Source organism: Telluria sp. AIW5, assembly GCF_056680575.1.
Genome location: NZ_CM155289.1, coordinates 978,027 through 992,354 on the forward strand (window position 1 = coordinate 978,027; position 14,328 = coordinate 992,354).

Genomic DNA, 14,328 nt, shown 5'->3' on the forward strand with positions numbered 1-14,328 from the left:
TCGCCATATCTTGGTCAGTCCAACTGGTAAGAGGAGTGCGCTGCCCCGACCTCCCTGCGAAAGAATACTTTCGATAATGTCAGTAGGCCGGTAACGAGATTACCAAGAGCGTAGCCAGTCGCGCGTCCAGTGCGATACCTGGTCCTGCCAGGGACGGCGCGAGAAGGTGTGGTCCGCCTTGTCGATCTGCCGACGGGCAAAACGTGGTGCGGCCAGCAGACGTTGCCAAGGGGTAGATCCCTTCGACAGGTCGGCGAATTCCTGGGCTGTGAGGTCAGCGCCGCTCAGCACGACTAGCACGCGCCCGCCAAAACGGGCCAAGGCGCCTTGCATGCGTTCGGGCAACGTTACGCCGCCGCTCGCATCGGGCGTGCCGGTATCAGGGTTCGGAGCAAACGCCTTGCCGACGTTGCCCCACAGCGAGCGTACCGAGCCCTTCAAGTCGAACTGGCCGCTGCCGATCTTCTTCCACAGGCGGGCGTCGAACAGGCGGTCCTTGTAATAATGCTTGAGGGTTGCGCGCGCCGCGCCTTCGTCGGTCCGCACCCAAGGGTTCAGCAATACCAGCCCGGCCACGCGCGCATCCCGCGGCGCGTACATCGCCGCAGCCGAAGCACCGTCGCACAGGCCCCACAGCACAACTTCGCGCAGAGCCGGCACGTCGGCAAAAAAACGGTCGATCGCGGCGCGCAGGTCGTCGTCGACGTTCTCGAAGGTTTGCAACTCGCCCTCGCTGTCGCCCATTCCGCGGTAATCGAAGCGCATGGCAGGGATGCCGGCCGCTGCCAGGTCGCGCGCGAGCAGGGTGAACTGGCGGTGGCTGCCGGCGCGGTATTGCGGGCCGCCGACGACGATCAGCACACCGCGCGCTTGCGGTGCGGCAGCCGCCTGCGGCAGGCTCAGGATGCCGTACAGCCAGGCGCCGCGGCAGGCAAAGGCAAGGGCGCGTTCTTCAGGCATCGTGCTTCTCCAGGCAGGCCAGCGTGGCCTCGATCAGGGCGGGGCAATCGATGGTGTCGGGCGCCGTCCAGAATTGCGGTCCCTCGACCTGGTGCACGTCGACCCGGCTGCCCTGCAGGCGCCAGGTGTCGGCCACGCGCACCGCGGCCGGCGGCAGCGGCCGGCCGGCGCTGGCCGTGACTTCGAACCAGGCGATCGGGCAGCGCGGGCCGAGCGCGCGCGCGTCGGCCGCGTCGAGGCCGGCGGCCAGTGGCGGGTTCAGCGTGTAACCCGCGATCTCGAGCGCTTCGCCGGCCGCGAGCGCTTCGCGCAGGGCTTCGGTGCCGCCGCTGTCGCTGCCGCCCGCCAGCAATTCCCCGGCCAGGCGCAGGCGCAAAAAGCCATTCAAATAACCCGAGCCGTTGGTGACCGGCTGCCACAGCAACAGGCGTTCCGGCGGCACGGCCGCTGTTTGCGCATGCACGACCGCGAGCAGCGCGCCGACGCGCAGGCCCCACAGGCCCGCCGTGCGGCCGAGGCGGTCCTCGATCCAGGCACGCGCTTGCGCGATGTCGCGCAGCCAGCCGTCCCAGGTGGCGTCGCCGAAGTCGTCCGCGCTGTCGCCGCAGCCGTGCAGGTCGAGCAGCAGCACGCCGATGCCGCGCGCGGCCAGGGCGCGTGCACCCAGCGCGGCCATGCGGCGCGAGCGGTTCATTTCTTCGGCAAAGGGGTGGACGTAGACCAGCGCGCCGCGGCATTCCCCTTGCGGGGCGTGGTACATGCAAAAGCGCGGTCCGTCGGGCGTGTCGAGGAAGAACGCGTCGGCGCGCGCGTGGCCGGGGTCGCTCATCGGCTCGGCCACTTACTCGGCGCGCGCGGCCACGAAGGCAGCCAGGCTGCCGAGGGTGGCGAAGGTGCTGGCGCTGATGTCGTCGTCGTCGACCATGATGCCGAAATGTTCTTCCAGCGCGCCGATCAGGGTGACCACCGCCATCGAATCGAGTTCGGGCAGGCTGCCCAGCAGCGGCGAATCGGCGTCGAGTGCCTGCCCGGCCGGGCCGAGGTTGAGCACGTCGATCAGGAGCGCTTTGACTTCTTCAAGATACTTCATGGGTTTGTCGTCGTAGTGTGGGCTGGGCGGGACGCCGCCTTGCTGCGCGCATCCAGCAGCGCATGCAGGCGGCCGACTCCCGGCCAGCGGTAATAGTTAACATGGTACATAGTGCGTACCTCTTCCGTCCAGCGCGTATGCCATTCCATCACGCGGCCGTAGAACTCCAGCCGCGCGAAACGGCCCTCATCGAACAGGCTGCGGCAGGCTTCCTCGCGCATCAGGAGCGTGGGCGACAAATTCGAGGGCACGCTTTCGTCGTAGGCCGTTTTCAGCACGACCAGGCTCTCGCCATCTTCGACGCACAGGTCCATGGCGACCAGCTGCTCGCCGAAATAATACCGGTAGACTCTGGCGGCACCGCGCGCGGCCATCCCTTCCAACATCGCTTGGTAGTAGCGGCCCTGGGCGTTGTCGCTGCTGACCGCCGTGCCCTCGCTGCCCTTCCAGCCCGAGGTTTCCAGGCCTGCGTAGTCGGCCACCGCCTGCGCCATCCGGGCGGCTTCGCGCTCGACCACCATGCGTGTTGCAATCCCGTCGCGTTCGAGGCGGGCGCGCTGCTTTTTGAGATTGCCGCGCAGGTTTTTGCCGCGCGCGTTCCAGTAGTCGTCGAAGCTGCCGCTGAGCGTCACGCGCGCCGTGTCGATGTAGTCGAGGCTGCGCGTGCAGGGGCCCTCGGCGGGGCGCGGCGTCAGCATCGGATCCATCTGCATCAAGGCCAGCAGCAGGGGGAAGCCGGGCAGGGCGCCGAGCAGGCTGCGCGCCGCCGCCGCGGTGTCGAGGTCCGGCTGCTGCAGCCACAGCCCGACCGGCGCCTGCGCCGGCTGAAAGGTGCTCCAGGCGCCGCGCCGGCTCGGCTGCACGATCGCCATCGCGCGCAGTGTGCCTTCCTCGCGCAGGCAGGCGAGCAATTCGTCGCCGCGCGCGAACTGGTCGAGCAGGGGGGCCACGAACTCTGGCGCCAGCAGGGCCGAGGCGTGAGTCGGGTCTAGCGCGCCGTGCAATTGCGCCCAATCCTGGCGATGGTGCGCGAACGCGCGTGCGGGATACACAACCCAGCTCATGCCGTCACCGCCTCGCGCAGGCGCGCCGCCAGCCAGGCGATCTCGCTTTCGGTAAGTTCCTGGTGGCAGGGCAGGGCCAGCACCTGCCGGGCCAGCATGGCGCTGTTGGCGCAGGTGCCAGCGTCGACGCCCTGCCATTGCGGCATGCCGAAGCGCGTCAGCGGCACGCCCAGCGTTTTCAAACGCGCGAACAAGGCTTCCGGATCGTCCGCCAGCAAGGGGAAAACCCAGGGGCAGGCGCCGTCCGGCAGGCGCGCGTGCAATGGACGCACGCCGGGCAGGCCCTGCACGGCCGCTTCCAGGCGCGCGTAATGGCTGCGGCGCAGGGCCGCGATCCGCCCCGGTGCAGCCAGTTTCAGCATGGCGCGCGCAAACAGCGACGAGCGTTTATTCACCCAAGCCGGATCGAAATTAAAACTGCTGTCGGAGGAGTCGGGCGCGAGCGCCTGTGTGGCACCACTGCGCTGGCGCTTGACCAGTCCCCACAGTATTCCCTTGGCGCGCAGCGGCAGCCAGAGGGCGGCGCGCACGGCGGCCAGGCGGCCGTAGGCAAAGCCGCGCTCGAGCGAATTCAGGGCGACCTTGGCTTCGAAGCCGGCGCCGGCCGATTGCAGCACAACCTTATCCAGCGCGTGGCGCGCCGATACCAGCGCGCCGCCTTCATAGATTGGTAAAAACTTCATGCTGCTGGCGATGGCGTAATCTCCCCAGGCGCCGACCGGGCGGCCGCCGTGTTCGCCAATAAAACAGTGGGCGCAGTCTTCGATCAGGGCAATGCCGCGCGCATCGCACAGGGCGCGGATCGGCGCCATCTCTTGCGGGAAGCCGAAATAATGGGTGACCATCACGGCGCGAACGCCGGGATTGATCTTCGCCGCCAGGTCGTCGAGGTCGACCGACGCGTCCGCATTCACCCGATAAAACACGGGTTCGGCGCCGCGCCAGAGCACGGGCGGGATCATCGACGCGCTGTGATAGGCCGGCACCAGTACCTGCTGTCCCGGCTGCACGCCGATTTCGCGCAGCGCCAGCGCGATCGCGACGCGCCCACTGGTCACCAGGCGGTAGTTGCCGGCGTCGAGTACGGTAGGCACGCGGGCGCCCGCCGCGCGACGGAACGAGGACGCCGACAGGATCGGCGCCAGCGGAATCAGGGGCCGTACTGGTAACGGGTTCGCGAGCATCCGGCCAGTATAAACCGGGTGTTGAAAAATTTGCCACGGAACATGCCCGCTCGCCACCAAAGCGGCGCGATAGGCCGGGCCGAAAAGCTGCAAGCTGTTAAGATTGCAGGCTGCGCGGCACCAGGCCGCATGCGCCTGCATTGACCCCTGCATTGATCCCGCTTTGAGCCGACCATGACCGATTTGATCCACGATTTCCTGTTCGATTCCGCGCGCCGCACGCCCGCTGCCGAGGCGCTGGTGCATGGCGCCGTGCGTCTCGACTATGCGGCGCTGGCCGGCGCCGTCGAGGGCGCGGCCGGCGCGCTGATCGGGGCCGGTATCCAACAGCGCGAGCGGGTCGCCGTGTTCCTGGAAAAACGCATCGAGAACGTGGCCGCGATGTTCGGCGCTTCTCTCTCGGGGGCCGTGTTCGTGCCGGTCAATCCCCAACTGAAACCGGAACAGGTCGCCCACATCCTGGCCGACTGCAATGTGCGGGTGCTGGTGACCTCGCCGGATCGGCTGGCGCAATTGCATGCCGTGCTGGCCGGCTGCCCGGACCTGCGCACGGTGTTCGTCACCGGCGCGGCGCAAGCGCACGGCAGGCTGGACGTGCGCGCCTGGGAAGCGGCGCAGGCCGCGCCGCAAGCCGGCGTGCTGGCCGCGCGCCGCCCGATCGACGCCGACATGGCCGCGATCCTGTACACCTCGGGCAGTACGGGCAAACCAAAGGGCGTGGTGCTGTCGCACCGGAACATGGTGGCCGGTGCGCGCAGCGTGAGCAGCTATCTGCACCTGACGCCGCAAGACCGCATCCTGTCGGTGCTGCCGCTCAGTTTCGATTACGGCCTGAGCCAGCTGACCTGCGCCTTTTTGACTGGCGCCACCGCGGTGCTGCTCAACCACCTGTTCGCGAAAGACATCCTGAAAGCGGTCGTCGAAGAGCGCATCACGGGTCTGGCCGCGGTGCCGCCGCTGTGGTTCCAGCTGGCGCACCTGGCCTGGCCTGCGGACTGCTCGCTGCGCTATCTGACCAATTCCGGCGGCGCGCTGCCGACCGCCACGGTGGCGTCCTTGCGCGCGGCTTTGCCGAACGCCGAACTGTTCCTGATGTACGGTCTGACCGAAGCGTTCCGTTCCACCTACCTGCCGCCCTCCGAACTGGATCGCCGCCCGGATTCCATGGGCCGCGCGATCCCGAACGCGCAGGTGATGGTGGTGCGTCCCGACGGCACCCCGTGCGCGCCGGATGAACCGGGAGAACTGGTGCACCGCGGCGCGCTGGTCTCGCTCGGCTACTGGAACGATCCCATCAAAACCGCCGAGCGCTTCAAGCCGGCGCCCGGTCACGATCCGGCGCTGCCGCTGGTCGAGATGGCCGTCTGGTCGGGCGATACGGTGCGCATGGACACAGACGGCTACCTGTATTTCATCGGGCGCAGCGACGACATGATCAAGGTCTCCGGCTACCGGGTCAGCCCGCTGGAGGTCGAGGAAGTGGTCTACGCCACCGGCCAGGTCGTCGAAACGGTCGCCTTCGGCGTGCCGCACCCGCAGCTGGGCCAGGCGATCGTGCTGCTGGCGCTGCCGAACGGGGAAACCGTGACCGGTGCGGCATTGCTGAAAGAGTGCCAGCGCCGGCTGCCGGCCTGGATGGTGCCGGCCCACGTCGCGCTGCGCGATGAAGCCTTCCCGCGCAACCCGAACGGCAAGATCGACCGCAAGCTGCTGCAGCACTCTTTTATGACCATGTTTGAAAATATCGAAAGCAAGTCATGAACGCGAACGTGAAAATGAAACCTGTCCACGCCGCCCAGACCCTGTTCCCGGTCGCCGACGACTGCCTGCAGGTGGGGGGCATCCCGCTCACGCGCCTGGCGCAGCGCGTCGGCAGCACCCCCTTCTATGCCTACGACCGGCGCCTGCTGAGCGAGCGGGTGGCGCAGGTGCGCGCGCACCTGCCGCCGCAAGTCGAGCTCCATTACTCGATGAAAGCCAATCCGATGCCGGCGCTGGTGCAGCACATGGCCACATTGGTCGACGGCATCGACGTGGCATCCAGCGGCGAACTGAAAGTCGCGCTCGACACCGGCATCGCACCGGGCCGCATCAGCTTTGCCGGTCCCGGCAAGTCCGAGGCCGAGCTGGCGCGCGCGGTGGCCGCCGGCGCCGTGGTGCATGCGGAATCCGAGCGCGAATTGCGCGCGCTGGCGCGCATCGGCGAACAGCTCGGGATCACGCCGCTGCTGGTCCTGCGCATCAACCCGGACTATGAGCTGAAAGGCTCGGGCATGCGCATGGGCGGCGGCGCCAAGCAGTTCGGCATCGACGCCGAGGACGCGCCGCGCCTGCTGGCCCTGTGCGCCGACCTTGGCTTGACGGTACTCGGTTTCCACATCTTCAGCGGTTCGCAAAGCCTGAAGGCCGAGGCCATTATCGAGGCGCAGGCCCAGACCTTCGCGCTGGCGCGGCAGCTGAGCGCGCAGACGCGCGATCCGGTGCGCATCCTGAATATCGGCGGCGGCTTCGGCATCCCGTATTTTCCGGGCGAAGCCGCGCTCGACCTGGCGCCGATCGGGGCGGCGCTCGCCGCCGCGCTGCCGGACGTGCGCGCGGCCTTGCCCGAGGCGCAGGTGTCGATCGAGCTGGGGCGCTACCTGGTGGGCGAAGCGGGCGTGTATGTGGCGCGCGTGGTCGACCGCAAGGTCTCGCGCGGCCAGGTGTTCCTGGTCACCGACGGCGGCCTGCACCACCACCTGGCTGCCTCCGGCAATTTCGGCCAGGTGATCCGCAAGAATTACCCGGTCGCGATCGGCAACCGGATGAGCGCCTCAGGCGAGCGCGAAACGGCGTCCATCGTCGGCCCGCTGTGCACGCCGCTCGACCTGCTGGCCGAGCGCATGGAGCTGCCGCCAGCCGGGGTGGGCGACCTGGTGGTCGTGTTCCAGTCGGGCGCCTACGGCCGCTCGGCCAGTCCGCAAGGTTTCCTGAGCCACCCAGAAGTGCCCGAAGTGCTGGTTTGAAGACGCGTCGCATTACCGCCTCACGGCCGCGATAGGGGGCGCGCACGATTGTTGCGATTGTTGACACACTCTGCGCCTTGGTCTACTCTGCATTGGATAATATTTCCCACGATCAAAGCACAATGCGCCAGACCTGATCAGGTTTCAAGCGCATGCGGAATAACGCAGCACAGCGCATTTCTGCAGGTGTGCCGTGCATCGCCCAGTTTCGCCGGCCATCGGTCAAAGTCGCAGCAAAGGTAGTTTGTACAGATGTCCCAGAAAAAAAGCAGCAGCATCACCGGCGGTGCAATGATCATGATCGCTATGCGATGGACCGATCGTTTCATCGGCATCGTCAGTACCTTCATCCTTGCGCGCCTCCTCGTTCCTGATGATTTCGGCATCGTCGCTATGGCGTCGGTGGTAGTCTCTTTTGCGGATATTATCTTCGATCTAGGCGTGAACGTCGCTCTTATTCAGCGGAAGAGTCCTAGCCAAGCCTATTACAACACTGCATGGACCCTGCGCATTATTCAGACTGCCTGCGTGGCCACGGTACTAGTTTTTCTCGCGCCGTTCGCTGCGGAGTACTACAAGGATCCTCGCGTCACAGCGGCGGTGCAGATTATGGCGCTGTCCCTGTTTGTGGGTTCGTTCGAAAACGTCGGTGTGATTGATTTTCAGAAAGAGTTGCGTTTTGCCGACGATGCTAAATACGTGATGTTCAAGCGCCTGGTAGGTTTTTTCATCACCGTTGCGCTCACGCTCGTCATGCAGAGTTATTGGGGCATGATCTTGGGGACCCTCGGCGGGCGCCTCGCGGCGATTGTGCGGAGCTATATGGTTCATCCGATGCGTCCGCGTTTCGCGCTGTCTGAGTTCACGGAAATCTTCGCGGTCTCGCAATGGGTATTGGTAAAGAACATCAGCTCCTTCTTGGACCGCAAACTGCATATTTTCATGGTCGGCGGCCTGGCTACCACTAGCGTTACCGGCGGCTACACGCTCGCGAGCGAAATCGCCGATGTGCCCGGTACCGATTTGCTGGCCCCCATCAACCGTGTACTGTTTCCCGCCTTTGCGCAAGCAAAAGACAATTTACGCGAGCTGACCAAACTGCTGCTGCGTGCGCAGGCGGTGCAGGTAATGGTGACCTTCCCCGCATGTGTCGGGTTTATGCTGACCGCACAGGAGTTCGTGCCGGTCGCGCTGGGCGAAAAGTGGGTATTCATCGTGCCCTTCATCCAGATCCTTGCGCTGTCGAACATCATTCAGTCGATCAACAGCAGCGCGAACTATGTATTGACCGTGATCGGAAAAATCCGGTTGCTGGCCGTGACGAGCTGGATCCAGATCCTCCTATTCGGCGCGGGCGCTTTCCTTCTGAGCAGGAATCTGACGCCGGAACGCATCGCCCAGCTACGCATGGCGTCGATTGTGCTGACGTTTGGCATTTCTTACGCATTGCTAATGCGCAATGTTCCCGGCTTGACTGTACGGATGCTGGCTCAGGGTACCGGGCGGCCGATATTGGCCTGCGTGGCCATGACCGCGGCACTGCTGCTTCTGCAGGCGGAAGTGCATGCCTCGAACTGGGTCATGCTCACCTTGAAGGTCGTGACCGGTGTGATCGTTTACAGCGTTGTCGTGGTGTTGTTATGGCGCGTGGCAGGCCGTCCGGAGGGTGCGGAAACCTATTTTCTGTCTAAAATCAAACGAACGAAGCCATTGCCCGTTGGCTTACGTGGCGAGGCCAAATGAAAATCAATCTGGATTTGATAGCGCGTCAGTTCGCAGACGTCGAATTTTTCCTCGCGTGCGTATTCCCCGATACAGCGTCGCAATTCGGCCCCGTGCCGTCTTCGCTGGCCGTCTCTCACACGCCGGAATTTTGGGCGGTGAGTTCACGTGCACCTTCCAGTGGGCGTGGCCTGTTGCATGAGGTAGCAGGCTCGCAACTGGCATTTCGTGGATACGAGGCCGCGCTCGGCGTGCACTCTTACTCTGACCAGACCGCCCTCAAGCGAATTGCCTCACCGGATGATCTGACGAACGGTGCTTTTGCTTATGTAAAATTTGACCCCCAACTGCAGCAGGCGACTGCCAGGAACGACGCCTTCGGCTTCGGTCCGATGTATTACCGCCAGCACGGCGGCGCCTGGCTCTTCGCCTCGCACCCGGTGCTGCTGCACCTGGCCGGCGACGCGCCGGACCTGGGTTCCTGGGTCAGCCTGATGCACAACGGCAGCGCCATGGCCGGCCGCAGCTTCTTCGACAAGATCAAGCGTTTCGAGGCGGGTGCGCAGATGACGATCAGGCGCGACTGTGCCGAGACGCGCCAATGGTTCGATTTTGCCCAGCTCCCGCCGGGCGAGCAAATGATCGACGACGACGCCTTCCGTATCGTCGAAGACGCCTACCTGGCCGCCATGGAGCGCTGCCTGAAGCTGGACGTGGGCGATGTCACGTTGCCGTTCTCGAGCGGCTTCGACTCGCGCCGCTTCTTCGCCACCCTGCTGCGCAAGGCAGTGTCGTTCAAGGCGGTCACCTGCCAGACCTTCCACCGCAAGAAGGGGCATGACTACGATATCGACTCCTTCTTTGCGCCTAAGATCGCGGCCGCCTTCGGCGTCGACTGCGAACTTGTGCCTGCCGTGCCGCCGGCCGAGATCGAGGCCGATGCCGTGCGGCGCCAGGCCTTGATCGGCACCGACACCTTCATGCACGGCTGGGCCTTGCCCTTCATGCGGTGGCTGGCGAAACGGCCGCCTTCGCTGGTGCTGGACGGCCTGGCCGGCGACACCTTCGGCAACTCCGGTTTCGAGATCGACGGGCTGCACGAGACGCCGGAAAAAGACGCCGAACTGGTATTGAAGCAGTCGACCGGGCCTTTTGTGCTGCAGCAGCTGTCCTCGCGCTTTCCTTCCGAAGAAAGCTTCCGCCGGCATTACCGTGCGTTCCTGGCGCAGTTCGCGCCGAACCTGAATCAGGCGGAACTGGCCTTCTTGCAGTCGCGTACGCGCCGCTGCATCAGCCCGTGGATCACGATGATGCACCCGCCGGGACACGTGGTCGTGTTCCCCTACTGCGACCTCGAATTTGCGATCGCGACGCTGAAATATCACCCGGCGGAAAAATACAAGTATTTCTTCCAGAAGGAATGCCTGCTGCGCTTCTACCCCGAATTCTACGATTTCCATGGCTCGCGCAACCTGCCGGCCGACCATCCGCCGCTCGACGGGGACGTCAGCCGCGCACGCGACGCGGCCGAAGAGCGCTACGCCTATGGCAATGCCGGGGTCACCCTGGAAGCGCTCAGGTACCTGAATTTTCCGAACAAGCTCGTGCTGCTGGCCTCGTGCCTGATGCCGCAGCTGCGCCGCCGCCGCGACTGGCTGTTCCGCCCGCTGCTGCTACTGGTACGCACGCGCCGCGAGGCGCCGGCCTTTATCGATGTCGATACGCGCGCGCAGGTAGTGCACCGTGGCGGCCAGGCAGGATTGACCGAACCAAACACCGCAACCAGGGGATGACATGAAAACCGTTGGACTGATGATCAGTACGAAGGAAAACGAAAAACGGCGCGCCATGCTGCCGAAGCACATTGAACGCATCCGCAACCGCGGACAGCTGTACTTCGAGGCCGGCTATGGCGAAACCTTCGGCCACAAGGACGACGAATATCGTGCTGCCGGCGCGCACGTAGTACCGCGTGAAGAGGCGCTCTCGAAAGACGTCATCGTCGACCCGAAGATCGGCGACGCCACCTATCTGTCCGAGCTGCGTAGCGGCCAGATCATCTTCGGCTGGGTACATGCGGTGCAGAACCGCTCGATCACCGACGCGATCATGGCCAAGGAAGTCACCGCGATCGCCTGGGAAGACATGTACGAAGGCGGCCGCCACGTGTTCTGGCGCAGTAACGAGCTAGCCGGCGAGGCGGCGATCATGCATGCCTTCACGCTGTACGGCAAGCTGGTCTACGAATGCAATGTGGCGCTCATCGGCCGCGGCAACGTCGCGCGCGGCGCGCACCGCGTGCTCTCCTGCATGGGCGCGCACATCAATGTCTACGAGCGCAAGACGGAGGCCCTGCTGCGCCAGGAACTGTCGAAATACGACGTGGTCGTGAATGGCCTGCTGTGGGACGTCTACCGCAAGGACCACATCATCTACCACGAAGACCTGCCGAAGCTGAAGAATCCGGCGATGATCGTCGACATCAGCTGCGACCGCGCCGGCGCGATCGAGACCAGCCGCCCTACGACGATCGAAGATCCTGTGTACATGGTTGACGGCGTGCTGCACTATGCGGTCGACCACACGCCGGCGCTGATTGGCTACTCCGTCACCGCTTGCCTGGGCGAGGAAATGGTGAACTACCTCGACACGATTATCGAAGACCGGATCGAGGAAGACCCCGTGCTTCGCCCTGCAATCTGCATCCGCAATGGCAATATCGTCGACCAGCGTATTATCGATTTCCAGAAACGCTGACACAGATACGCGCGGCCCGCCCGGCACGCACGAGCCCGGTTCATCGCATAAAAAGCGGCGTGCAATGAAGATTGCACGCCGCTTTTATTCGGCCTGCACTCTGATGCCGATTAGCTGCCCACCACGCTGTCGAACACTGCCGCCAGTTCGCTGGCGCGGTGCGCCCGGGAGGAGGCCGCCACAAGTGCCTCGCTGGCGATATGCGCCTCGCCGCCGCGGATGCGGGCGATGAACCTGTCGAGTACCCGCGCCACGTCAGCACTGTCGTCCATCTTCGCCAGGTCATCGAAGCCGCCGGAGCGCAAGGCACGTGCGGTCTCACCGCGCGTATCGACCAACCCTAGGATTGGCTTGCGCGCCCTGAAGTACTCGTAGATCTTGGCCGGAATCTGCATGTTGAACGGCGTACCCTGAAAAATCATCAGGCCATCGGACGCCATCATCTCCTTGAGTGCATCCCTGTAGGGGACGGGAGGCGCCACTTCGACCAGGTCGGCAACGCCATGACGGACTGCGAGCGCCCGGATGGCATCGACGTCGCCGGGCGCACGCAGTACCACGCGAACGGTGCCGGCATCAAGCTTGCCTGCGTCGCGCAGTTGCGCGACAGCTTGGAAAAACGCCGATGGATCGCGTCCACCTTCGTACAGCACCCCGCTGTGCAGCAGCGTCAGGCGGCGCACCGGTGGCAGCGGCGCGGCTGCGCTGTCGGCCTCGAAGCCATCCTCGTCGTAGCCGTTTTCGACAACAACGAATTTTCCCTGGGGCAGTTGGGGATAGCGGTCACGGTACACCTGCATGGCGCTGTGGGTCGTAAACACTGCGCGGCTGCAGCGATGCACGGTCTGGCGCTCGATCCACGCGAACACGCGCCGCTGTAGCTTGCCGGTTGGGTAAGACGGTTGCAGCATCGGGTCGCGAAAATCTGCGACCCATGGCAGGCCGGTCAGGCGGTGCAGGCTCAGGCCGATCAGGTGCGCGGTGCCGATGGGGAAGGTCGACCAGATCACGCGCGGCTTGTGACGGCGGATCATGGCCAGGCCGGCGGGCACCGCAGCGAACCACCAGGATACCCAGCGGTCCGGCAAGGCCAGTGCGCCCGGATAACGGCCCTTGTAGCCGAGGTGGGTCTTGGCGTCGAGCGCAAACGCGCGCTTGACGACGAGGCTCGCCGGTACGCTGGCCAGCTGCGAAGGATTCTGGTCATTGTAGGCACGCGGGTGGGCCGACAGCACCATCGGTTCCCAGCCATGCTGGCCGAGGTTGCGGGAAAAGCTCAGTGTGCGTTGTATGCCGCTGCTGGCCGCTTGGGGCGGAAAATGAAATGCGATCAGTAACGCGCGTTTGTGCATGATAGGAATGTCTTTGTTGCTCATCGTGGTTGCCGGTTGCCGAGCGCCATCCAGCTCAGGAGGCGCAGGCCAAAACGAAATGGGGTGCGGTCCCAGGGCCGGCTGCGCGGCAACTGGAAGCGGTCCTGGTCGGCGGTGATCCCCCCGACCGCGGTAGTGAAGGCGGCGAAAAAGCCGGCCTGGCGCACCATCTCGACGTGGCGCGCATCGAAATCCTGGCCGACCTTCCCGTTGGGGTAGGCGAACAGGCGCACCGGCTTGCCGATCAGCGCTTCCAGCTGCCCCTTGCCGGTGGCGATCTCGACGCGTGCGCTGTCGTCGTCCAGGCTCGTGAGGATGGGGTGCGAAATCGTGTGGGCGCCGATTTCCATGCCGTTGCGCTCGAGCGCCACCAGCATCTCGGGCGTGAGCATCAGGGCGTCGTGGTGCATGCCGCTCATGCGGTCGAGGCGCGCGACCAGGTTCTCGCGCTCGTGCGGCGGCAGGTATTTGCCGGCCTCGGTCAGGCGCAGGGCGGTCTGCTTGCGCGCCTCGAGCGAGGTGAGCGAATAGCATTCGAGGCCGATGTCGGAGAGGTCCAGCGTCCCCTCGGGCAGCGATTGCACGGCATGGATGATGCGGTCGTTCCACATGTTGCCGGCGCCGCTGCCGATAAAACCGCTGGTCACGAAGACCGTGGCCGGCAGCCCGAACTTGCGCAGGATCGGCAGCGCCAGGTCGTGCACCGAGCGGTAGCCGTCATCAAAGGTGATGCAGACGGTACGCGGCGGCAGGCGGCCCTCGTCGAGCGCACGCAGCGCCTCGTACAGCGGCATGACATTGAAGCAGTCGGCCAGCAGCGCCATCTGCCAGTGGAAGGTCGCGACATCCGGTTCGGTGTCGAGCAGCGGATCGGGCCGCGCCAACACCCGGTGGTAGTTCACCACGGCCAGGCTGCGCTGGCCGGCGAAGCGCCCGATGGCGCTGCCGGCCGCGCGCAGCAATGCGGCGCCGACCCGGCTGTGTCGGATCGACCTGCTCATCGGAACCAGGGCAGGCACGGCGGCTGCGCCGCTGCCGCCGCTGCGATGATGCGCGCATTCGATACGGCCGGAAGCCAGGTAAGCGTCAGGTGGTGCAAGCATGCGATGTAGGGGATCATCAAATTCGTGGGCCAGCCAATGTTAATGCCAATATCGATACCGGGCGAGCGGA

The 14,328-nt window shown here is 65.1% G+C and carries 12 protein-coding genes; 5 read left to right on the forward strand and 7 right to left on the reverse strand.

The window, feature by feature from the left end:
- Positions 1-99: 99 nt before the first annotated feature.
- The 5 genes from AC1MEM_RS04360 to AC1MEM_RS04380 are packed head-to-tail and all read right to left on the reverse strand — an operon-like array spanning position 100 to position 4,208.
- Positions 100-960 (reverse strand): hydrolase 1, exosortase A system-associated, encoded by an 861-nt coding sequence (locus AC1MEM_RS04360; protein ID WP_499475574.1) that lies wholly within the window; start codon positions 958-960, stop codon positions 100-102.
- Positions 953-1,789 carry a hydrolase 2, exosortase A system-associated gene (locus AC1MEM_RS04365; RefSeq protein WP_499475575.1) on the reverse strand — a complete coding sequence of 279 codons (837 nt, stop codon included), beginning with the start codon at positions 1,787-1,789 and terminating at the stop codon, positions 953-955. Before AC1MEM_RS04365 ends, AC1MEM_RS04360 begins: the two co-directional genes overlap by 8 nt.
- Before the next feature lie 12 nt (positions 1,790-1,801).
- Complete coding sequence (locus AC1MEM_RS04370; RefSeq protein ID WP_499475577.1) at positions 1,802-2,050, reverse strand: acyl carrier protein; 249 nt, start codon at positions 2,048-2,050, stop codon at positions 1,802-1,804.
- Positions 2,047-3,114 carry a GNAT family N-acetyltransferase gene (locus AC1MEM_RS04375; RefSeq protein ID WP_499475578.1) on the reverse strand — a complete coding sequence of 356 codons (1,068 nt, stop codon included), beginning with the start codon at positions 3,112-3,114 and terminating at the stop codon, positions 2,047-2,049. The genes AC1MEM_RS04370 and AC1MEM_RS04375 overlap by 4 nt, the downstream gene beginning before the upstream one ends.
- Positions 3,111-4,208: an aminotransferase class I/II-fold pyridoxal phosphate-dependent enzyme gene (locus tag AC1MEM_RS04380; RefSeq protein WP_499475579.1), complete on the reverse strand. Its 1,098-nt coding sequence runs from the start codon at positions 4,206-4,208 to the stop codon at positions 3,111-3,113. The genes AC1MEM_RS04375 and AC1MEM_RS04380 overlap by 4 nt, the downstream gene beginning before the upstream one ends.
- Positions 4,209-4,472: 264 nt before the next feature.
- Between AC1MEM_RS04380 and AC1MEM_RS04385 the strand changes: the two genes are divergently transcribed.
- The 5 genes from AC1MEM_RS04385 to AC1MEM_RS04405 all read left to right on the forward strand — a co-directional run bounded on the left by AC1MEM_RS04385 (position 4,473) and on the right by AC1MEM_RS04405 (position 11,782).
- Positions 4,473-6,059 carry an acyl-CoA ligase (AMP-forming), exosortase A system-associated gene (locus AC1MEM_RS04385; RefSeq protein ID WP_499475580.1) on the forward strand — a complete coding sequence of 529 codons (1,587 nt, stop codon included), beginning with the start codon at positions 4,473-4,475 and terminating at the stop codon, positions 6,057-6,059.
- 14 nt (positions 6,060-6,073) lie between these two features.
- Positions 6,074-7,303, forward strand: a complete 1,230-nt coding sequence (locus AC1MEM_RS04390) for a pyridoxal-dependent decarboxylase, exosortase A system-associated (protein ID WP_499477563.1) — start codon at positions 6,074-6,076, stop codon at positions 7,301-7,303.
- A gap of 252 nt (positions 7,304-7,555) precedes the next feature.
- On the forward strand, positions 7,556-9,046 hold the full coding sequence (locus AC1MEM_RS04395; RefSeq protein WP_499475581.1) for a lipopolysaccharide biosynthesis protein: 1,491 nt from the start codon (positions 7,556-7,558) through the stop codon (positions 9,044-9,046).
- Positions 9,043-10,818, forward strand: coding sequence for an asparagine synthetase B family protein (locus tag AC1MEM_RS04400; protein ID WP_499475582.1), 1,776 nt, complete (start codon positions 9,043-9,045; stop codon positions 10,816-10,818). The genes AC1MEM_RS04395 and AC1MEM_RS04400 overlap by 4 nt, the downstream gene beginning before the upstream one ends.
- 1 nt (position 10,819) lies before the next feature.
- The gene (locus tag AC1MEM_RS04405) at positions 10,820-11,782 is read left to right on the forward strand and encodes a N(5)-(carboxyethyl)ornithine synthase (RefSeq protein ID WP_499475583.1); all 963 of its coding nucleotides are present in this window, start codon (positions 10,820-10,822) and stop codon (positions 11,780-11,782) included.
- Positions 11,783-11,892: 110 nt separating this feature from the next.
- Here AC1MEM_RS04405 and AC1MEM_RS04410 read toward each other — a convergent pair whose 3' ends face one another.
- Together AC1MEM_RS04410 and AC1MEM_RS04415 are read right to left on the reverse strand one after the other, a co-directional pair.
- Positions 11,893-13,134, reverse strand: coding sequence for a glycosyltransferase (locus AC1MEM_RS04410; protein WP_499475584.1), 1,242 nt, complete (start codon positions 13,132-13,134; stop codon positions 11,893-11,895).
- Positions 13,135-13,154: 20 nt separating this feature from the next.
- The gene (locus AC1MEM_RS04415) at positions 13,155-14,258 is read right to left on the reverse strand and encodes a polysaccharide deacetylase family protein (protein WP_499475585.1); all 1,104 of its coding nucleotides are present in this window, start codon (positions 14,256-14,258) and stop codon (positions 13,155-13,157) included.
- Positions 14,259-14,328 lie beyond the last annotated feature (70 nt).